General features: G+C 68.1%; 18 protein-coding genes. 9 read left to right on the top strand and 9 right to left on the bottom strand.

All coding sequences use genetic code 11. The features are described from left to right. Nucleotides 1-8: 8 nt before the first annotated feature. Nucleotides 9-1,316 carry a flavin monoamine oxidase family protein gene (locus CH42_RS05310; RefSeq protein WP_053352165.1) on the top strand — a complete coding sequence of 436 codons (1,308 nt, stop codon included), beginning with the start codon at nucleotides 9-11 and terminating at the stop codon, nucleotides 1,314-1,316. 38 nt (nucleotides 1,317-1,354) lie between these two features. Here CH42_RS05310 and CH42_RS05305 read toward each other — a convergent pair whose 3' ends face one another. From CH42_RS05305 to CH42_RS05265, 9 genes are all read right to left on the bottom strand, one after another. Next, nucleotides 1,355-2,983 (bottom strand): amidohydrolase, encoded by a 1,629-nt coding sequence (locus tag CH42_RS05305; RefSeq protein ID WP_053352164.1) that lies wholly within the window; start codon nucleotides 2,981-2,983, stop codon nucleotides 1,355-1,357. Nucleotides 2,984-3,010: 27 nt separating this feature from the next. Further along, nucleotides 3,011-4,234 carry an NAD(P)/FAD-dependent oxidoreductase gene (locus CH42_RS05300; RefSeq protein ID WP_075205245.1) on the bottom strand — a complete coding sequence of 408 codons (1,224 nt, stop codon included), beginning with the start codon at nucleotides 4,232-4,234 and terminating at the stop codon, nucleotides 3,011-3,013. Between the two features lie 4 nt (nucleotides 4,235-4,238). Next, nucleotides 4,239-4,601 carry a cupin domain-containing protein gene (locus CH42_RS05295; protein ID WP_053352163.1) on the bottom strand — a complete coding sequence of 121 codons (363 nt, stop codon included), beginning with the start codon at nucleotides 4,599-4,601 and terminating at the stop codon, nucleotides 4,239-4,241. 37 nt (nucleotides 4,602-4,638) lie between these two features. Next, a complete protein-coding gene (locus CH42_RS05290; protein WP_053352162.1) occupies nucleotides 4,639-6,009 on the bottom strand; it encodes an NAD(P)/FAD-dependent oxidoreductase in 1,371 nt (456 codons plus the stop codon). 78 nt (nucleotides 6,010-6,087) lie between these two features. Continuing rightward, nucleotides 6,088-7,110 carry an ABC transporter ATP-binding protein gene (locus tag CH42_RS05285; RefSeq protein ID WP_156322473.1) on the bottom strand — a complete coding sequence of 341 codons (1,023 nt, stop codon included), beginning with the start codon at nucleotides 7,108-7,110 and terminating at the stop codon, nucleotides 6,088-6,090. After that, the gene (locus tag CH42_RS05280; protein ID WP_082305428.1) at nucleotides 7,094-7,900 is read right to left on the bottom strand and encodes an ABC transporter permease; all 807 of its coding nucleotides are present in this window, start codon (nucleotides 7,898-7,900) and stop codon (nucleotides 7,094-7,096) included. Before CH42_RS05280 ends, CH42_RS05285 begins: the two co-directional genes overlap by 17 nt. Continuing rightward, the gene (locus tag CH42_RS05275) at nucleotides 7,900-8,781 is read right to left on the bottom strand and encodes an ABC transporter permease (protein ID WP_053352161.1); all 882 of its coding nucleotides are present in this window, start codon (nucleotides 8,779-8,781) and stop codon (nucleotides 7,900-7,902) included. Before CH42_RS05275 ends, CH42_RS05280 begins: the two co-directional genes overlap by 1 nt. A gap of 11 nt (nucleotides 8,782-8,792) precedes the next feature. Beyond that, nucleotides 8,793-9,911: an ABC transporter substrate-binding protein gene (locus CH42_RS05270; RefSeq protein ID WP_053352160.1), complete on the bottom strand. Its 1,119-nt coding sequence runs from the start codon at nucleotides 9,909-9,911 to the stop codon at nucleotides 8,793-8,795. A gap of 57 nt (nucleotides 9,912-9,968) precedes the next feature. Beyond that, complete coding sequence (locus tag CH42_RS05265) at nucleotides 9,969-10,547, bottom strand: helix-turn-helix domain-containing protein (protein ID WP_053352196.1); 579 nt, start codon at nucleotides 10,545-10,547, stop codon at nucleotides 9,969-9,971. A gap of 265 nt (nucleotides 10,548-10,812) precedes the next feature. Between CH42_RS05265 and CH42_RS05260 the strand changes: the two genes are divergently transcribed. The 8 genes from CH42_RS05260 (at nucleotide 10,813) to CH42_RS05225 (ending at nucleotide 20,107) form a co-directional block, all read left to right on the top strand. After that, complete coding sequence (locus tag CH42_RS05260; protein ID WP_053352159.1) at nucleotides 10,813-12,216, top strand: MFS transporter; 1,404 nt, start codon at nucleotides 10,813-10,815, stop codon at nucleotides 12,214-12,216. 161 nt (nucleotides 12,217-12,377) lie between these two features. Next, nucleotides 12,378-13,607, top strand: coding sequence for a flavin monoamine oxidase family protein (locus CH42_RS05255; protein ID WP_053352158.1), 1,230 nt, complete (start codon nucleotides 12,378-12,380; stop codon nucleotides 13,605-13,607). A 353-nt stretch (nucleotides 13,608-13,960) separates the two neighbouring features. Continuing rightward, a complete protein-coding gene (locus CH42_RS05250) occupies nucleotides 13,961-15,331 on the top strand; it encodes an NAD(P)H-dependent oxidoreductase (RefSeq protein ID WP_053352157.1) in 1,371 nt (456 codons plus the stop codon). Nucleotides 15,332-15,409: 78 nt separating this feature from the next. Then, complete coding sequence (locus tag CH42_RS05245; protein WP_204374525.1) at nucleotides 15,410-16,153, top strand: FadR/GntR family transcriptional regulator; 744 nt, start codon at nucleotides 15,410-15,412, stop codon at nucleotides 16,151-16,153. A 63-nt stretch (nucleotides 16,154-16,216) separates the two neighbouring features. After that, complete coding sequence (locus CH42_RS05240; protein ID WP_053352156.1) at nucleotides 16,217-17,551, top strand: MFS transporter; 1,335 nt, start codon at nucleotides 16,217-16,219, stop codon at nucleotides 17,549-17,551. A 129-nt stretch (nucleotides 17,552-17,680) separates the two neighbouring features. Further along, entirely contained in the window at nucleotides 17,681-18,928 is a 1,248-nt protein-coding gene (locus CH42_RS05235; RefSeq protein ID WP_053352155.1) for a four-carbon acid sugar kinase family protein, read from the top strand. Continuing rightward, nucleotides 18,925-19,797, top strand: coding sequence for a class II fructose-bisphosphate aldolase (locus CH42_RS05230; RefSeq protein WP_053352154.1), 873 nt, complete (start codon nucleotides 18,925-18,927; stop codon nucleotides 19,795-19,797). Before CH42_RS05235 ends, CH42_RS05230 begins: the two co-directional genes overlap by 4 nt. Nucleotide 19,798: 1 nt before the next feature. After that, nucleotides 19,799-20,107 (top strand): putative quinol monooxygenase, encoded by a 309-nt coding sequence (locus tag CH42_RS05225; RefSeq protein WP_053352153.1) that lies wholly within the window; start codon nucleotides 19,799-19,801, stop codon nucleotides 20,105-20,107.

The raw sequence follows: 20,107 nt of genomic DNA, 5'->3' as shown, positions 1-20,107 counted from the left end.
AGGAGCGCATGGAATCGGTCGACGTCGTCATCATCGGAGCGGGCTTTGCCGGTCTCGTGGCCGCGCGCGAGCTCGGGCGGGCCGGGCATTCGGTGATCGTGCTCGAAGCGCGCGATCGCGTCGGCGGGCGCACCTGGACCGACCACCGTTTCGGGCACGACCTCGAACTCGGCGGCACGTGGGTGCACTGGGTGCAGCCGCACACCTGGGCCGAGCTCACGCGGTACGAGCGCGACATCGAGCGCAGCCCGCGGGCCGACGAAGCCTACTGGCAGGGCGCCGATGGCACACCGCGCCAGGGCACGCTCGAGGAGTTCATGGCACTCATCGACGATGGCCAGCAGCGCATCATCGACGACGTGCGCGACGCGATCCCTCGTGGGGTCGCGCCCACGGTCGGGCCGATCGGCGACCTCGACGGGTTGAGTGTGCAGGATCGCATCGACACACTGGGGCTCGACCCCGAGGCGCGGGCGGCGAACGAGTCGGTCTGGGTCGGTCACGTCAACGCTCCGCTCGACACGGTCGGCCTCTCGAGCGCGCTGCGCTGGGTCGCGGCGACCGGGGGCCACTGGCAGCTCATGCACGAGGCCTCGGCCACGTATCGGGTCGTCGGCGGCATGAGCGCGTTCACCGCGGAGATCGCGCATGATGTCCCCGGCGAGATCCGGCTTGACGCAACGGTCGTTTCGGTGACCCAGGCCGACGGAGCCGCGACGGTAGAGCTCGCCGACGGCTCGCTGATCCGGAGCCGCCGCGTCATCAGCACGCTCCCCGCGAACGCCATCTCGACCATCGCGTTCACGCCTCCGCTGCCTGACGTCTGGCAGCGCCTCGGTGAAGAGCGCGTCGCGTCGCGCGGCACGAAGGCGTGGATTCGCGCGCGGGGCCACCTGCCGCGCTTCTTCGCCTACGCGAGCCAGCACGATCCGCTCTCGGTGCTCAAAGTCGAGTATTACGGCGTCGACGATGACGGAGACTTCACGCTGCTCGTCGCATTCGGCCCCGACCACGAGCGCATCGACCTCGAAGATCTCGAGGCCGTGCAGGCCGCGGTCGACATCTTCCGCCCCGGCATCACCGTCACCGGCGTCACGGCCCACGACTGGATGACCGACCCGCTCTCCCAGAACACCTGGATGACGCATCGCCCGGGGCAACTCACCCGTGACCTGCCCCAGCTGCAGGAGCCACAGGGGGCGCTGCACTTCGCGACCACCGACAACGCGAACCTCTGGGGCGGGTTCATCGATGGCGCAATCGAAAGCGGGCTGCGCGAGGCGCGGCGGGTGCGGCGGCAGCTCGCCGGCGGCTGACCGCGGGCGCTCCCCCGCCCGCGGGCACCGCTCCCGCGCTAGCCGGCCGCGTGCACCACGCGACCGTCGACGACGGTGAGCACGATCGGCAGCTCGGGCAGCGCGTCGACATCGGCCGCGACCGGGTCGGCGGCCCAGACCGTGAGATCTCCCACGGCGCCCGGCTCGAGTGTGCCGCGATCGGCGTGACCGCGAGCGCGCGCCGGCCACAGCGTGTATGCGAGCAGCGCTTCCTCACCGGTCAACCGCTGCGACGGCTCGAAGACGTTCGCCGACGGATCACCCGGCGTGTGCCGCCCGCGCGCCCAGGCCATACCGAGTCGCGGGTCGTACTGCGCCACCGGCCAGTCAGATCCGAGCGCGAGGGTGACGCCGGCGTCGAGCACGTCGCGCACGCGGTACCCGGTGTCGTGGCGGTCCGCGCCGAGACGCGTGGCCCAGCCGTCGCTATTGTCGGGCGCGCGCCACTGCATGTGGAGCGGCTGCATCGAGGCGGTCACGCCGCTCCCCCGCAGCTGCTCCACGTCGGCGTCTGAGAGCACCTCGAGGTGCTCGATCGTGTGGAACGGCAGCCCGGGCCGCTCGGGCAGCGTCGCGTAGACGTCGAGCACGCGGCTCACCGCGTAGTCACCGACGGCGTGCGTCGCGATGAGCATGCCCGCATCGTGGTAGGCCCGCACCACCTCGCCGTAGCGCTCCCACGACGGCCAGAACGGCACGCGCCCGTCACCGCACGCGTCGGGCGCGTGCAGCCACGCGGTGCCCGTGTCAATCACGCCATCGCTGAAGAGCTTGATGGCGCCGGTCGCCCACAGGCGGCCGGCGCGATCCTTCGCCCCGATCACGCGCTGCACGTCGGCGTCGGTGTCGCCCACCGCGTGCCAGTGGTGCACGGTGAGGCGGTGATCGAGCTCGCCCCGCTCTTCCAGCTCGGCGAGCAGATCGACCGTGCGATCCTTGCCGTCCATGATGGCGCCGCCCGTCAGCCCGACTGCCGCGAGCCGCCGGAACATGTCGCGCAGTGCGTCGCGCTCGTCGTCGTGGTCGGGCTGCGGCACGGCGTCGAACACGAGGTTGTACGCGGTGGGTTCGCGCAGCTCGCCGGTGGGGGTGCCGTCGGCGTCGACCACGACCTCGCTCGCGTCGTCGAATGCACGGGCACCCGTCACGCCGGCCGCGGCGAGCGCGGGAGCAGTCGCGAGCGCAGTGTGCAGGTCGTAGCAGATGAGCACGACGGGGCGGCCAGGGGCGGCGTCGGCGAGGAGGTCGCCGCGCAGACCGGTGTGCTCGAACGCCTCGTACTCGAGATTCCAGCCGCGCAGCCAGGCCCCCTCGGGCAGGCGCGCGTGCTCGGCGGCGATGGCATCGCGCAGCGCGTCGACGTTCTCGAGCCCGCCGAGGTCGATGCCGGCCGTGACCGAGGCGGCCCAGTGCGGGTGCGTGTGGGAGTCGAAGAGGCCGGGGGTGATGGTCGCTCCGGCGACATCGCGCACCTCGACGCCCAGCGACTCGGCGATCTCGGCGATATCGGCGTCACTGCCGAGCGCTTCGATGCGGCCGGCGCGGATCAGCAGGGCGGTGGCAGCGCCGTCGACGGCTCCGTCGAGTGCGGTCTGGGTGCGCAGGTGTGCGCCGATGAGGGCGAGGTCGCCTCCGTGGTGGTCCATGGTGCTCCGTTTCTGCGGGGACGTGGTTCAGTGCCGTCCGATCGCACTGTATCCGGAACGCGCTGGGGATGCCCCGTCGAAGCGCCGTGGATTCCAGTGCCGGTCGAACTCGGCGTCGGTGGCGGCTCCGGCGACGAGCGCGGCGAGGTGCTCCCCCATGAAGGCGGCGTACTTCGCGCCCTCCCCCGAATCGCCGCAGGCGAGCACGACGCTGGGGTGCGTGCGGCCGACCACGAAGTCGCCGTCGCCCGAGTCGGTCCAGGTGCACACCTGTGTTCCGAGCACGCGGGGCACGATGGCAGTGAGGTCTCGCGCGACCCGTGCGCGGATCGCCTCCGTGCGCTCAGGGTCGGCGGTGCGATCGAGGTCGTCGCCGAGCGACCCGCCGCGCAGTGCTCGGAGCGGGCGGTCGAGTCCGATCTTGTAGCCGCGCGCGCCGTTCGGCATCGCGTAGACACCGGCAGAATACGCACCCGCTGCGTCGGGGGCTGCGGGCATGCAATCGACGAGGCTCGGCAGGTCTGGGGCGGGGTGCGGTGCCTCGGCAGTGCCGGTCGCGAGTTCGGGATCGCCGACGTACACCACCTGCTCGATGTAGGGCGTGAGCGGCAGCGTGAGCTCGAGCCCGGGCAGCAGTTCGGCGGTTCCCGGCCCCGCGGCGAGCAGCACCTGGTCGGCTGACCGCTCGGTACCATCCGCGAAGCGCACGCGCGCCGACGACTCCCCCGGCACGACAGCGGTCACGCGGGTGTGGGCCAGGTACTCGCCGCCCGCGGCGATGAAGGCGTCGAGCGCGCCCGCGAGGAGCCCGTCGAGGTGCACGACCCCAGCTTCGGCGACCCAGAGCGCGTCGCGACCGTCGGGCCGCAGCCCGGGGAACACCTCCGCGACCCGGTCGGCCGCGATGCGCTCGACCGGCTCCCCGATCGCGGCGAGCGACGCCCCCACGTCGGCGAGGGAGGCCCCATCGCGCCAGAGCACCCCGGTGCGGCGAAACACCGGTGCCCCCAGCCGATCGCCGAGCCGTTCCATTGCGTCGCGCGCCGCGACCAACGACCGGGCGCGCCACGGTTGCGTGTCCGCGAGCCGCCACAAACGAGTGCTGCCTCCGGTGGAGGCCGACGGGTTGCCCGGCGCGAAGCGTTCGATCAGCGTGACGCGCCAGCCGCGATCCTGCAGCCCGAGCGCGGCTGGGAGGCCCCAGGCGCCCCCGCCGACGACGATCGCCGATCCCGAACCGACCGCAGTCACGATGTCAGTCGTCGATCGTCGTGAAGTGCTTGCGCAGCGGCTCATGGACGCGCCACACTCCGGCCCAACCAGAGGGCATGACCATGACGTCGCCGGGGCCGAACTCCTCGGGCTCGGAGCCGGCAACCTCGACCGTCACGCGCCCCGAGAGGATCGTGCACACCTCGGAGTAGCCGAGACGCTCGGCGGTGAAATCACCGGGCGTGCACTCCCACAGCCCGGTGCTGATGCGTCCCTCGGTCCAGACGTCGAGAAACGCCTCGGTCTGGCCCGCGGTGATCGCCGTAGGTTTCGGCGCGTGCTCGCCGAGGGCGATGGCGCCGGTGTCGTGTGCGGCGAGAGTGCGAACGGTGCTGGCAGTGCTCATGTGCGGGGTCTCCTGCGGTTCGAAGTGCGGGGTGGGATCAGTGCCGGCCGGTGACGACGTCGGCGATATGGGCGATGGGCGAGGTCTGCTCGCGACCCCCGAGCTCGGCACGATCGGCCATGCCATACGCCGCGTACAGCCCCTTCGTCGCCAACCAGCGCAGCGGTTCCGGCTCCCACTTGCGAACGCGGTGATTCACCCAGGGCAGGCCCGCGATCTCGGTGTCGTTGCCGAGAATGAGGTCCGTGATCGTGCGGCCGGCAAGGTTCGTCGACGTGACGCCGGTGCCGACGTAGCCGCCACCCCACGCGATCCCGGTCTCCCGGTCGAGACCGACGGTCGCCGCCCAATCGCGCGGCACCCCGAGCACGCCCGACCACACGTGATCGATCGCGGCACCCCGAGTGGCCGGGAAAAAGCGGTGCAAGATCTCGCTCAGCGTCTCGACGGTGACCGCCGGCGTCTGCCCGTCCGTGTCCGTCTTCGACCCGAACTGGTAGGGCACCCCGCGCCCGCCGATCGCGATGCGGTCGTCGGCAGTGCGTTGCGCGTACATGTACACGTGCGCGAAATCGCCCAGCACCTCGCCCTCGCTCCAGTGCAGCTCGTCCCACACCTCGCGAGACAGCGGCTCGGTCGCGATGAGCGAAGAGTTCATCGGCAGCCAGAGTCGGTGCAGGCCCTTCAGGTTCGCGGTAAAGCCCTCCGTAGCGCGCACGATGTACTCGGCCGACACCGTGCCGTGGGTCGTGCGCAGGCGGTGCGGCTCGATCTCGACGACGCGCGTGCGTTCGTAGATCTCGACCCCGGCCCGCTCCGCCGCCGCGGCGAGACCCGATGCCAGCTTCGCCGGCTGAATGCGCGCGCAGTGCGGGTGCCACACGGCCGCGCGGGTGTCAGCGACGTTGATCTTCGCCCGTGCCTCGGTCGCCTCCAACAGTTCGAGGTCGGTGTACTTCCACGACTGCTCCGACGCGGCGAACGCGCGGATGCGGGCTTCCTGAGCCGGCGTGTACGCCACATTGAACTCGCCGCCGCGCTTGATGTCGGCGTCAATCCCCTCCACCTCCGTCACGCGGATCACCTCGTCGACGGTCGCGTTCATGGCGCGCTGGAAGCGCTCGGCGGCGTCACGCCCGTGCGATTTCTCGTACTGCCCGCGCCCGCCGGTGATCGCGTTCGTGAGCCAGCCCCCGTTGCGCCCCGAGGCACCGTAGCCGGCGTGCCGCTGCTCGACCACCACGACCCGCAGGTCGGGGCGCGCCTGCTTCAAGTAGTACGCCGTCCACAGTCCGGTGTAGCCCGCGCCGACAATCGCGACGTCGGCAGTGAGATCTCCCGGGAGCTCCGGGCGGGGCGTAGGCTGACCGATCTGCTGCCACCAGTGCGAAACATTGCCGTTGATCATGGATATTCGGTCCTTCTGTATCAGTGCTGCGAAATCGCGGGGCCCGTTCGAGAACCGCGCGGAGTGAGTGGGGGCGCGCTACTGCGCGGCAGGGAAGACCGAGGCCGCTGCGGGATCCCAGCTCAGCCAGGCCGTCTCGTTCTCACCGTGCAACCAATCGAGGCCGCGCGCGCCGCGCACCACGCCGGTCGACTCATCGGGCAGCACGATCTCGTACTTCCACCCCGACCCGAGGTAGATGGCCTGCCGCACCGTCACCCGCACCGCGGGCCGCCCGGCACCGATCGCCTCCGCCGACGCGTGAAGCTCGCCGTGCTCGGGGCGCACGACCGTGATCGTCTGCCCGTCGTCGCTCGTGATCTTCGTCGACTCGCCGATGAACCCGGCGACGAACAGCGATGCAGGCCGCTCGTAGAGGTCTTTCGACGTGCCGACCTGCTCGATGCGGCCCTCGTTGAACACGGCGATGCGATCCGACAGCGTCAACGCCTCTTCTTGATCGTGCGTCACGAAGATGAACGTGCGGCCCACCTCCCGGTGCACGCGCCGCAGCTCGAGCTGCAACCGCTCGCGCAGCTGCTTGTCGAGCGCGCCGAGCGGCTCGTCGAGCAGCAGCACCTTCGGTTCAAAGACGAGCGCGCGGGCCAGCGCGACGCGCTGCTGCTGCCCGCCCGAGAGCTCCTTGGGGCTGCGATCCTCGTAGCCTTCGAGCCCGGCCGTGGCGAGCGACTCGCGCGCCCGCTTGACCGCCTCCGCCTTCGGCACCTTGCGCTGCTTCAGCGGGAACAGCACGTTGTCGAGCACCGAGAGGTGCGGAAAGAGAGCGTAGTGCTGGAAGACGATGCCGAGACCGCGCTTGTGCACCGGCACGTCATCCATGCGTGCGCCATCGATCTCGACGTAGCCGCTGGTGAGATCGGTGAACCCCGCGATGAGGTTCAGCGTTGTCGTCTTGCCCGACCCCGACGGGCCGAGGAACGTCATGAACTCGCCCGCCTGCACCTCGAGCGACACGTCGTCGAGGGCTATGGACTTCGGGTAGTGCTTCGAGACGCCCATGAGCGAGATCTCGGCACCGCGCTGGTTATGCTCGACGGCCACGGGATTTCCTTCCGGTCAGCACCAGCGCGCCGATGACGAGCACGGTGGTGAACACGAGAATGACGGTCGCTGCTGCCGCGAGCGTCGGGTCGGTATCGCGAGTGACACTCGCGTACATGAGAACAGGGAGTGTATTGAGGTACGGGCTCTTGATGAAGAGGGAGAGCACGACCTCGTCGAACGACGTCACGAAGGCGAACAGCGCCCCCGAGACGATGCCGGGCACGATGTTCGGCAGCGTAACGGTGAGAAACGTCTTGAGCTGCCCGGCACCCAGGCTGAGCGAGGCCAGTTCGAGACGGTCGTCAAACCCGGCGAACCCGGCCGTGATCGCGATCACGGTGAACGGGAGTGCGAGCACCGTGTGCGCCAGCACGAACCCGACGACCGTGCCGACGAGCCCGAGCTTCAAGAACACCGCGTAGATGCCGATCGCCACCACGATGCCCGGCACCACCATCGGGGCGAGGAGCCCGATGCGCAGCGTCGTCGACAAGCGCTTGTTCACGAGCGCCCGCAGGCCGAGCGCCGCGAGCAGACCGAGCACCGTTGCGAGGAGTGCGACGAGCAACCCGACGAGCAGCGAGTTCGACAGCGCGGAGGTCCAAGCACGATTCGAGAAGAACGACTCGTACCACTGCAGCGACCAGGAGTCGGGCGGGAAGACGAACGACGCCTTACCGGTGAAGCTCAGCGGGATCACCACGAGCGTCGGGGCAATGAGCCAGAGCGCGATGAGCGCGCTGAAGATCCACAGGATGACCCGCGTCGCGGGGTGCAGTTTGATCATCAGAACGCCTCCACCGCGAGACCGCGGCGCCGCGCCGATCTCAATATCAATCCCACGAGCCCGAGCAGCAGGAACGTCGCCATGAGCAGGATCACGCCGAGCGCCCCGCCTCGACCCCACTGCAGCAGGCTGCTCACCTGCGCGTAGATCGCCTGCGCGAGCATGCTGTCAGACGGTGAGCCGAGCAGCGCCGGGGTCACGTAGAACCCGAGCGACTGGATGAAGACCATGAGCGAGCCCGCGGCGATGCCCGGGATCGACAGCGGCACGAAGATGCGGAAGAACGCGACCGAGGGCTTGGCACCGAGCGAGCGAGCCGCGGTCACGAGGCGCCCGTCGATGCCGTTCATCACCGCGTAGAGCGGCAGCACCATGAACGGCATGAGCACCTGGCTGAGCCCGATGAGCACGCCCGTATTGCTGCGGATCAATTGGAAGGGCCCGAGGCCGAGCATCTCGAAGAACGAGTTCACGACGCCCGAATCCTGCAGCAGCACGATCCAGGCGAACGTGCGAATCATCAGCGACGTCCAGAACGGGATCAGAGAGATGACCACCAGCACCATGCGCGCCTTCGGGCCGACGACCGTCATCAGGAACGCGTAGGGGTAGGCGAGCAGCAGGCAGATCAGGGTCGCGAGGAACGCGTTGCCGAACGTGCGGCCGAGGATCTCGAGGTTCTGCGGATTCTGGAGCGCCCAGGTGTAGTTACCGAAACCGAGTTCGGGTTCGCTCACGCTGCGCCACATGCTCTCGAACACGGGATACGCGAAGACTCCGACGAGGAGCGCGTACGCGGGCAGCAGCAGAAGCAGCGCCCGGTAGGGTGCGCGCCGCGAAGTGTTCGCGGCGCGCACCACGGGGAGGTTCGTGGTGGTCACGGGTTACCAGCTCATCCCTGCAGCCAGGTCATCCAGCGCTCGAGCTCGGAGTCGTAGTTCTCAGCCCACCACTTCGCGTCGGTTGCGACCATCTGCTCGGCGATCGCGGGCTCGGTCGTCAGGAACTCTTTGCCGAGCGCGTCGAGGTTCGGCTGCGCATCGGTATTGACGGGCGAGTACGAGGTCAGCTCAGTGAGCTTCTCCTGCTGCTCCTTGCCGAGGTAGTAGTTCAGGAACGCCATCGATGCCTGCGGGTTCGCGGCACCCTTCGGCACACCCAGCGCCTCGGTGATCTGCAGCGCCTGGTTCCAGATCGGCTTGTAGTTCGCGCCGTTCGCCACAGCGGCGTAGCCGCGACCCGACCAGACGAGCGCCATGTCGGCCTCACCCGACTCGATCATCTGCTGCGACTCGGCGCCCGTCTTCCAGTAGATCAGGCTGTCACGGATCTTATCGAGCCCCTGGTAGGCGCGATCCATGTCGAGCGGGTACAGGTCATCGGGAGCGACCCCGTCGGCCAGCAGCGCGCCCTCGTAGACACCGGGCCCGATGTCTTCGAACCCCGCGATCGCCCGCTTGCCCGGGAACTTCTCGGTGTCGTAGAAGTCTGCCCAGCCGGTCGGAGCCGTTGGGTATTTGTCTGCGTTGTACAAGATGACGTAGCCGTACTGCATCGCCGGCACGTAGCAGTCGCCCACCAGACCCTCCGGCACCTTCGACACGTCGACGATGCTCGTGTCGATGTCTTGCAGCAGGCCGTCTTCGCCGCACTGCTTCTGCGCCCAGATGATGTCGGTGTCGACGACGTCCCAGGTCACGGCGTTGTTGTCGACCTGCGCTTTGACCTTCGCGTACTCCGTCGGGCCGTCCTCAAGGACGTTCGCGCCCGAAGCCTTCGCGAACGGCGTGCCCGCGGCTTCCATCTGGCCTTCCTGGAACACGCCGCCCCACGACACAAACGTGAGGTTGAGGCCATCGAGCGCGCCCTCCTTGACCACGCCGGCCTCCGCCGGGCCGTCACCGAGGTCGATATCGTCGGCCGGGCCGCCGGCGGAACAGCCGACGAGCAGCGCTCCCGCTCCGAGCAGCGCGACGCCGGTCGTGAACTTCCGAATGATTCCTGTCTTCATGATGTGGCCTCTCCATTGATGGTCATGTCGGTGCAGCAGGGGTGGTGCGGTCGTGCGTCAGTCGCCGTGTGCGTCCTCGACGGGGGTCGGCGGGCTGTTGATCCAGATCACCTTCGCCGGGGTCTCCGAGACGTTGGCGACGCGGTGCGGCACCGAACTCAGAAACTCGATCGAGTCGTCTTCGCGCAGGGTGTACCGTTCGTCTCCGAGTTCGAGCTCCACTTCGCCCGACGTCACGAGCAGGAACTCCTGCGATTGGCCGTGGGTGTAGGGGTCGGCGCCCGTGGAGCTCCCGGGTTCGAAGCGGCCGGCGTAGATTTCGAGGTTGCGCAGCGGCGGCAGCGAAACCACGAACTTGTCGGCGCCCTCGAGCGGATAGGTCGGGCGATCCGCCGCGCGCAGCACCCCGCGGGTGTGCACGAGCTTGTCGTCGAGCAGCTGGGCGGGCGAGACGCCGAGCGCCACCGCGATCTTGCGCAGCGATGCGACGCTGGCATTGGTGCGCGCATTCTCGAGCTGGCTGAGGAAGCTGGAGCTCACTCCGGCGGCTGCGGCGAGCGAGCGGAGGCTCATGCCTCGAACCTCTCGAAGCGCGGCAACTCGCTTGCCGAGTTCGAGCGCGTGATCTGACGTCATGGGTTCCTCCTCGAACCGCTGCACCGCATCGTCGCGGATACTGAACATAATGTTCAGTGACTTTCGCATCACTGTACAGTCGCGACTCCACTCCTGCAAGCACGTGATGCAAACGTGATGCGATCGCACTCTCAGATGTGAATTCGACGTGAATCGCGCGTATCATGGCGTGGTCTGCCACAAGCACACACGCCCGACGTCGCGCACTGAGCCTGATCCGGGACTGAGCTGCACGCACTTACGCAATCGCTCTGAAAGCCATACCGTGTCAGCCACCACTTCTTCCGCCCCGACGCAGCCGCGCAATACTCCGGCGCGCGTCATCCTCGCGAGCCTCGTCGGCACGACGATCGAGTTCTACGACTTCTACGTCTACGCGACCGCCGCCGTACTTGTGTTTCCGCACCTCTTCTTCCCGACCGGCAACGAGACGACGGCACTGCTCGCCTCGTTCGCGACCTTCGGCGCCGCCATGCTCGCGCGCCCCGTCGGAGCCATCTTCTTCGGGCACCTCGGCGACCGACTCGGCCGCAAGACAACCTTGGTCGCCTCGCTCATCACCATGGGCATCGCGACCTTCGCCATCGGCATCCTCCCCACCCACGCGCAGGTCGGGGCCTGGGCCGCAGCCCTGCTGCTGATCATGCGTCTCGCACAGGGGTTCGCCCTGGGCGGCGAGTGGTCGGGTGCCGCCCTCGTGGCGACCGAGAACGCTCCTGAAGGCAAGCGTGCCTGGTACGGCACCTTCCCGCAGCTCGGTGCCCCCATCGGCTTCATCATCGCGAACATGCTGTTCTTCGTGATCAATCACCTGCTCGCTGACCCGGCGAACCCCGGCCAGCCCTCGGCCGCGTTCCTCGAGTGGGGCTGGCGGATCCCGTTCCTGTTCTCTGCGGTCATGGTGATCGTGGGCCTCTGGGTGCGCCTGAAGCTCGTCGAGTCGAAGGCGTTCGAGCAGGCGAAGCAGACCGGCGAGGTCAAGCGCATGCCGATCGCCACCGCCTTCCGCTTCCATTGGAAGGGCCTGATCCTCGGCACCTTTGCGATGCTCGCGACCTACGTGCTGTTCTACCTCATGACGTCGTTCACCCTGACCTACGGCACCCGTCCAGGTGCCGAAGCCGCCCAGAAAGCGGCCGAGGCAGCCGGGACGCCCTTCGACGCTGCGAACTACGTGCCGGGTCTCGGCTACACCTACAACGAGTTCATCCTGATGCTCGTCTTCGGCGTGATCTTCTTCGGCATCTTCACGCTGGTCTCCGGCCCCTTCGCCGATCGCTTCGGTCGACGCAAGACGCTGCTCGTGGTCACCGCCGCGATCGTGGTGTTCGGGTTCACGTTCGTGCCGCTGCTCGGCGGCGGCAGCACCCCGCTCGTCATGTTCTTCCTGGCACTCGGCTTCACCCTCATGGGGCTCACGTTCGGGCCGATGGGCGCGTTCCTGCCCGAGATGTTCCCGACCAACGTGCGCTACACCGGCTCGGCCGTCGCCTACAACGTGTCGTCGATTCTCGGCGCCGCCCTCGCGCCCATCGTGGCCGTGTGGCTGTGGGGGCTCGCAGACGGAAGCCCGCTGCTCGTCGGCATCTACCTCTCGGCGGCAGCGCTGGTGACGTTCGTGTCGCTGCTGCTCACTCGCGAGACCAAGGGCGTCGATATCGAGGCCTGACCTCACCGCACCCCTGCGCGCGAGAACGCCCGCGGAGCCGCCGATCCGGTGGCCCCGCGGGCGTTCGTCATTGCGGATGCGGAACGCCGACTGTACAGTGAGCCGCACATCACTGAACAGAGCGTTCAGCGAAATGCGCCACGATTCAAGGAGGAATCGACATGCACGTCGTTGTCATCGGAGCCGGCCTGGCCGGCCTCACCACGGCCTGGGAACTCGAGAAGTCGGGGCACCGATGCACGGTGCTCGAGGCACGCGACCGGGTCGGAGGCCGCACCTGGTCCGAGCGACTCGGCAACGGGGAGATCACCGAACGCGGCGGCGAGTACATCTTTCCGACCGAGTTTCCCATCAGACGTTTGGCCGCAGAAGTCGGGGTTCCGATCCTCTCGCACAACGTGCGCTACGGCCGACGCACCGTCAACGGCCGCATCATCAACTTCGCCGAGCTCGGCGACACCACCGCGCGCGTCACCGCCACCCTGCAGCGCATGCTCGCCGATGGAGAGGAGCGGGTATCGCTGGAGCGCGCATTCGCTGAAGCCCTCGGGAACGAGTATCGGCTCGATCCGGTCTATCGCCGAATGACGACCTCTGCCGCAGCCGATCCATCGCGCGTGAGCGCCGAAGCCGTGCTGCTGCACGAGTCGTCGACGGTCGATGGCTACATCGAGGATGGGGGTCGCTTGGTCGGCGGCAATCAATCGCTGGCGATCGAACTTGCGCGTCGACTCGGAGACCGCGTGCGCCGCGAGCATCCCATTACGGGTGTGGAGCAGTCGGCGTCGGGAGTGCAGGTGCACCTCGCCGACGGGTCCCGCCTGGACGGCGACGCCGCGGTCATCGCCGTTCCACTCCCTGTGCTCCGCTCGCTCGATCTCGGCTTCGCGCTCCCCACAGACCAGCAGACAGCGCTCGACCATCGATTCATGGGCGTGGCCGCGAAACTCGGGGTGCCGTTGTCACGCGTCGATGACGACATCGCGCTCCAGAACCCCGATCACACCTGGTGGTCCTGGCGATCCCTCTCACAAGACGGCGAGCATCGTATCAACGCGCTCTCGTCGTTCGCGGGCGGCCCATTCGCGCTCGACGCGCTCGCTGTCGATCGCGGGCCGCAGGGGTGGACCGCGGCACTTCGCACCATGCGCCCCGAGCTCGAGATCGACGGAGAAGTGCTCTTGACCACCTGGGCCGACGACCCGTGGACGCAGGGCTCGTACACCGCGCCCGGCCTGGACTGGAGCGAATCCGATGCACGTGTCTTCGAACGAGCCGCCGGCCGCGTCGCCATCGCCGGCGAGCACACCGGCCTCGCGCAATCGCTCTCGGGCGCGGTCGCGTCGGGGTATCGCGCCGCCACAGCATTGAGCGTCGTTCTGGCCGAATAGTTCGACACAGACCCTCCGGGCCCGGAGCACCCAGTCAGGTGCCCCGGGCCCATTCTCGTGTGCGCACAGACCCCCCTATGCGGAACTTCGGAAGCCCCACCCCACCCCGGCGACGACATATGTTCGCACATTGGCAGGATCCGTTCGCCTCGCACGCCCCCAGACAATATTTGCGAGAGATCCGCGTCTTTCTGCCGGAAACGTGTTCGCAACACTCCCGACACCTTGCTGATGGTCAGACCATCACCTAGCATCAGTGATCGATGGTTTGACCATTGACCAACGAGCGATCGAGACGACTTTCCCGCCTCATCGAACAGCATTTCGCTTCGGCGACGGTAAGGAGTCCGACGATGAATCTCTTCAGCCTCATGCAGCAGCGCACCGCTGCATCCGGACCCGTTCGGGTCGGCGTGATCGGTGCCGGCAAGTTCGCATCCATGTTCCTCACGCAGGCCGTGGGCTCCCCCACGATCCACGTGGTCGGCGTCGCCGACATCAACGTCCCCAAGGCGAAGGCAGCGCTCGATCGCACCGGCTGGCCCGCTGAACGCTACGCCGCAGCGTCACTCGACGAGGCCGTGCGCACCGGCGGCACCGCCGTCATCGACGATTCGACGGCACTCATCACCCACCCCGCCGTCGAGGTCATCCTCGAGATCACCGGCAACCCGCTCGTCGGCACCTACCACGCCGTCACCGCGATCGACCACGGCAAGCACGTCGTCATGGTCAACGTGGAGGCCGACTGCATGGTGGGGCCGATCCTGCAGCGCCGCGCGCAGGAGAAGGGCGTCATCTACTCGATGGCGTACGGCGACCAGCCCGCCCTGATCTGCGAGCTCGTCGACTGGTGCCGCATGGTGGGCTTCGACGTCGTTGCCGCCGGCAAGGGCACCAAGTACCTCCCCGAGTACAACTACTCGACCCCCGACACGGTGTGGGACTACTACGGCTTCACCGACGAGCAGCTCGCGTCGGGCGACTACAACCCGAAGATGTTCAATTCGTTCCTCGACGGCACGAAGTCGGCGATCGAGATGGCCGCTGTCGCCAACGGCACCGGTCTGCTGCCGCAGGAAGAGGGCCTCCTCTTCCCTGCTGCCAGCAAGGATGATCTGCCCACGGTCTTCCGCGAGCAGGCACTTGGAGGCTCGCTGAGCCGCCGCGGCACGGTCGAAATCGCATCGAGCATGTACCGCGACGGCACCGAGGTGCCCGACAACCTGCGTTGGGGCGTCTACGTCACCTTCGAAGCGGTCACCGATTACGCCGTGCAGTGCTTCGCCGAGTACGGCGTGCACACGGATGCCACCGGCCGCTACGGCTCGCTCTACCGCCCGTACCACATGATCGGACTGGAGCTCGGCGTCTCGATCGCCGCTGCGGTGACTCGCGGCGAGGCCACCGGCGCACCGACCGGCTTCCGCGGCGACGTGGTCACGACGGCGAAGAGGGATCTGCGCGCGGGCGAAACGCTCGACGGCGAGGGCGGTTACACCGTCTTCGGCAAGCTCGCTCCCGCGTCGAAGTCGCTAAAGCACCACGCGCTGCCCCTCGGCCTCGCGCACGGTGCGAAGCTCATTCGCGACGTCCCGAAGGACGCGATCGTGTCGTGGAACGACGTCGAACTCGACGAATCGCAGTTCGCGGTGAAGATCCGTCGCCAGCTCGAAACCGAGTTCCGCGCCGAGCACGCCGCACTGAACACCGCTGCGAACTAGTCGCGATCCGAGCGTTGACTACGATGGATTCGCGAACGGTTGCCACTTTCGGCAACCAGAAATCGAAGGAGTCCCTGCGTGGCCGACGCGAACGATGGATGGGAACCAGTTCAGCGCATCCGCACCTACGAACAGGTCATGGGCCAGATCGAGGAGCGAATTCTCGACGGGCGACTGAAGGCAGGAGACCGGCTCCCCAGCGAGCGGGAGCTGGCCTCCTCCCTCGGGGTCTCTCGGCCGTCGCTGCGGGAGTCGCTCCGGGTACTCGAGGCGCTCGGGGTCGTCGACATCCGCCGCGGTGGAGCCGACGGGGGTGCGGTGCTCGAGGGTTCCCCGGGCGGTGGCCTGGTGAACCTCCTCAAACTGGAGATCGCGCTCGCGCACTTCAGCTGGCAAGAGATTCTCGAGACCCGCATGACTCTCGAGTCGTGGAGCGTGGAGGAGGCCGCCTATCGCGCCGAAGACGCTGACCTCGACGAGCTCGCCGCGATCCTCGACCAGATGGACAGCAGCGACATCGACTCGGCCGAATTCAACCGGCTCGATGCCCTGTTCCATCTGAGAATCGCCCAGTCCGCGGGCAATCGTCTCACCGCTCACTTCATGGGCTCGCTGAGATCGGCCATCCACCTCCAGATGGTCGAGGTCTACGCACAGCTCGAAGATTGGCGGCACACCGCCAAGACGGTCCGGTCGGAGCACCGGGCCATCCTCCAGGCCATCACCGATCGTGACGCGAACGGGGCTAAACAGCTCGTTCGCCGCCACATCGCAGATTTCTACAATTTCAACCTTCGTGACGAGGGCGCCTCCCTGACGTGAGTCAAGCGGTCGGCGCCTGTACTGCACAGGAGCCGACCGGCTCACTATCAAAGGAGATACCGAATGACCGCCACCACGACCACCGCGCCAGCGCGCGATCGCGCACGCGACGGTTCGCCCGACAAGATGCGCACCGCGATCGGCAGTGCCGTCGGCACCACGATCGAGAACTACGACTTCCTGGCCTACGGCACCGCCGCCGCGCTCTACTTTAACGACGCCTTCTTCCACTCGGAAGATCCGGTCATGGGTGTGCTGCTGGCCTTCGGTACGTTCGGGATCGGCTTCGCCATGCGCCCCCTCGGCGGCCTCATCGGCGGCTACCTCGGCGACCGCATCGGCCGCAAGCCGGTGCTCGTCGGCGCGCTCCTGCTCATGGGCATCTCGACGGTGCTCATCGGTGTGCTGCCGACCTACGCGCAGGTCGGCCTCCTCGCTCCGATCCTCCTCACCCTCATCCGCGTCATCCAGGGCATCGCATTCGGTGCCGAATGGGGCGGCGCGATCCTGATGACGTTCGAGCACGCACCGTGGAAGAAGCGCGGCAAGTACACCGCCATTCCTCAGGCCGGTGTGCCGCTCGGTCTGCTGCTCGCAAACCTCGTCTTCCTGTGGTCGTCGACGCTCGACAGCGAGCTCGCCTGGCGTCTGCCCTTCCTGCTCTCGGCCGTACTCATCATCGCCGGCCTCATCATCCGCGCCAAGGTCTCCGAATCCCCCGAGTTCGAAGAGGTCAAGGCCGCCGGTGAGACGGTGAAGAACCCGATCATCGAGGTGTTCCGCAAGGACTGGCGCACCGTGCTGCGCGTCATTGCACTGCGCCTCGCCGAATCGGGCGGCTTCTACGTCATCGTGACCTACATGCTCTCGTACCTGACGAGCGGCGATCAGCCCATCACCGAGCGCGCGACCGCCCTCACCGGCCTCATCATCGCCGCCGCACTCGGCCTCGGCACGACGATTCTCTTCGGTGCGCTCTCCGACCGCGTCGGTCGCCGTCCGGTCTACATCTTCGGCACGCTCGCGCTGATCGCCTTCGCGTTCCCGATGTTCTTGCTCGTGAACACCGGCATTCCCTACCTGATCGTCTTCGTCTACGTCTTCGGCATGGCGATCGTGCACGATTCGCTCGCCGGCACCCAGGGCGCCTGGTTCTCGGAGCTCTTCAACGCGAACACCCGCACCTCGGGCGCATCGATCGGCTACCAGTTCTCGGCAGCCATCTCAGGCTTCATCCCGATGATCGCCGCGGCCATCGCCATTCCCCTCGGGTGGGGCGGCGTCGCGCTCGTCTACGCCGGCTGCGGTGTGCTCGGCCTCATCGGTGCGCTCGTCACCAAGGAGACCTGGGGCAAGCGCGAACGCGCTGAAGTCGACGCCATCATCGCGGGCAAGTAGCCCGATCCCCCTGGTGCGGAGCGGGCAGGCTCCGCACCAGGGCCCTCAGGCGCGGGAATGCACCCGGCCGCTTCCGCCTCGGGCATCCCCGAGGCGGTATTCCGCACCCCAGCAGCGAAGAAGGACCCCATGAAGACCATCGTGCTCGACGACGACCCGACCGGCACGCAGTCGGTGACCGACGCGACCGTTCTGCTGCAGAGCGACGCCGACGCGATCTTCGACGTGCTGTCGAGCGAAGACGCGGTGTACGTGCAGACCAACAGTCGCGCGCTGCCCGAGCACGAGGCGGTCGCATTCGTCGAGCGCGTGCGCGCAGATGGACTCGCCGCGGCTGAGCGACTCGGCGTCGATGTGCGATTCGTGCTGCGCGGCGACTCGACGCTGCGGGGTCACGTGTTCGCGGAGACCGAGGTGCTGCTCGACGATCGCTCGGTCGTGCTCTTCGTCCCGTCGTTCCCCGATGGCGGGCGCACGACGCTCGACGGCGTGCACTACGTGCGCATCGACGGCATCGATGTGCCCGCTCATGAGAGCGAGTACGCGGCAGACCCCGTGTTCCCATTCTCGACCGGTGTGCTCGCCGACTACGTCGCCGAAAAATCATCGCGCCCCGCGGTGGGAGCCACACTGTCCGACGTCCGAGAGGGCCGCTTCGCCGACATCCTCGCTTCGGCCGCCCCCGGCTCGGTCATCGTTCCCGATGCGGTCACCAATGACGACATCCACCGCATCGCCCTGGCCGCCGACGCCGCCGCCCGCGCGGGAACCCGCATCGTGGTGCGCTCGGCGTCACCCCTCGCCGCCGAACTGGCCGGCGTGGTGAGCGCCGGGCTGCTCCAGACGCCGATCGAGCGCGAACCGGGCAACGTGCTGCTCGTCTGCGGATCGCACACCGATGGTGCGAGTGCGCAGATCGCCGGCGTGATCGAACGCTTCGGCGATCCCGCAATCGTGTCGACCGAACTGGCGCTCGATGACGCCGCCGCGGCCGGTCACGCAGCCGCTGCCGCAGCCGAGTCAGCGCTCGCCACTCGACCGCTCGCGTTCGTCATGACCGAGCGCAAGCGCTCCGCGGCGCACGGTACGCTCGATCACGGCGAGCGCGTCATGGCAGCGCTGACGACCGCCGTCGGCGACCTGCAGCCGCACGTCACCACGGTGATCTCGAAGGGCGGCATCACCTCAGCTGAGGTGGCGACGAGCGGGCTGGGGGCCCGGCGCGCACGCGTGCTCGGCCAGGTGCTCCCCGGCATCTCCGTGTGGCAGATGACCGGCCGCGACGGGCGCAGCCTGCGATATGTGGTCGTGCCGGGCAATGTCGGCGGCCCCGACGCGCTGCTCGACGTGCTCGACGCGGTCGGCCTCCACGCGTGAGGGCTCGCCTAGACGACCTCGCGCGGGCGGCGATCGCTGACCACGGAGCGCTCGGCGCCTACACCTGTTACGACCTCGCCACCGCAGATGCGATCATCGGCGGTGCCGAGCGCGCGGGCCTTCCCGTCGTGCTGCTCGTGCCTCCCGTCGCCGCCGGGCGAGCGCGGGGCGCGGCGCTGATCTCCGCTCTGCGCGGCATGGCGGATGCCGCGTCGGTCGCGGCCTGCGTGCAGTTGGATCACGCGACTGACGCCGATCTGATTGTGCGATCCGTCGCTGCGGGAGCCGACGCGGTGCTCGTCGACGGCTCCGCCCTGAGTACCGCCGAAAATGCCGCCTTCGTCGCTGAGATGCGGTCACGACTGCCGCACCATACGGTGATCGAGGCCGAGCTCGGCGCGCTCGCCGGTGATGAAGATCGTGCGGTCGCGCTCGATGCCGACGCGTCGGCGTTCACCGACCCTGCTGAGGCAGGGCGGTTCGTGGCGCAGTCGGGAGCCCAGTTGCTCGCGGTGTCGATCGGAAACGTGCACGGCGCGTATCGCGGTGCACCGCGCATCGAGCACGATCGCCTTGCACGCATTCAGCAGGCCACCGAGGTGCCGCTGGTGCTGCACGGCGCATCGGGTATCTCGACGGCCGACCTGCGCGCCGCGGCGGCTCGAGGCGTGGGAAAGGTCAATATCAACACCGAGCTGCGCGGGCGCCTGCTCGACGCCGTGTCAGCCGCACTCGCCCCCGCGCGCCTCGCCGGTGACGACGTCGCCACCCTCACCGCCGCGGCGGCCGAAGCCGTCTCCGCATTCGTCGCGGAGTCGCTGACGGCGCTGCGCACACCACACCTCAGCACCCCATCAGGAGCCCACTGAAATGACCGTCATCGTCACTGCCGTCTTCCACCCCACCCCCGGCCGCAAGTCTGATCTCGTCGCTGCGATGCAGCGCGGCATCGCCGCGGTGCACGATGAGCCGGGGTGCGAGCTCTATGCGATTCACGATGCCGAAGACGGCACCGTGACCATGCTCGAGAAGTGGTCGAGTGCCGCGGAACTCGATGCGCACGCGACCGGCGCAGCAATCAGCGTGCTCAACGCCGATATCGAGGGGCTGCTCGAGCGCCCCGTCGTGGTCACGCGCATGACCGCGCTGCCGAGCGGCGGAGCCGCCGGAACGCTCTGA

The sequence above is a fragment of the Leucobacter musarum subsp. musarum genome, assembly GCF_001273845.1.
Classification (GTDB): domain Bacteria; phylum Actinomycetota; class Actinomycetes; order Actinomycetales; family Microbacteriaceae; genus Leucobacter; species Leucobacter musarum.
This window is presented reverse-complemented; position numbering and strand designations above follow the sequence as displayed.

Coding starts and splice junctions, on each gene's coding strand:
- CH42_RS05310 (WP_053352165.1), top strand. CDS start 9: ATGGAATCGGTCGACGTCGTCATCATCGGAGCGGGCTTTGCCGGTCTC.
- CH42_RS05305 (WP_053352164.1), bottom strand. CDS start 2,983: ATGGACCACCACGGAGGCGACCTCGCCCTCATCGGCGCACACCTGCGC.
- CH42_RS05295 (WP_053352163.1), bottom strand. CDS start 4,601: ATGAGCACTGCCAGCACCGTTCGCACTCTCGCCGCACACGACACCGGC.
- CH42_RS05290 (WP_053352162.1), bottom strand. CDS start 6,009: ATGATCAACGGCAATGTTTCGCACTGGTGGCAGCAGATCGGTCAGCCT.
- CH42_RS05280 (WP_082305428.1), bottom strand. CDS start 7,900: ATGATCAAACTGCACCCCGCGACGCGGGTCATCCTGTGGATCTTCAGC.
- CH42_RS05270 (WP_053352160.1), bottom strand. CDS start 9,911: ATGAAGACAGGAATCATTCGGAAGTTCACGACCGGCGTCGCGCTGCTC.
- CH42_RS05265 (WP_053352196.1), bottom strand. CDS start 10,547: ATGACGTCAGATCACGCGCTCGAACTCGGCAAGCGAGTTGCCGCGCTT.
- CH42_RS05255 (WP_053352158.1), top strand. CDS start 12,378: ATGCACGTCGTTGTCATCGGAGCCGGCCTGGCCGGCCTCACCACGGCC.
- CH42_RS05250 (WP_053352157.1), top strand. CDS start 13,961: ATGAATCTCTTCAGCCTCATGCAGCAGCGCACCGCTGCATCCGGACCC.
- CH42_RS05240 (WP_053352156.1), top strand. CDS start 16,217: ATGACCGCCACCACGACCACCGCGCCAGCGCGCGATCGCGCACGCGAC.
- CH42_RS05235 (WP_053352155.1), top strand. CDS start 17,681: ATGAAGACCATCGTGCTCGACGACGACCCGACCGGCACGCAGTCGGTG.
- CH42_RS05225 (WP_053352153.1), top strand. CDS start 19,799: ATGACCGTCATCGTCACTGCCGTCTTCCACCCCACCCCCGGCCGCAAG.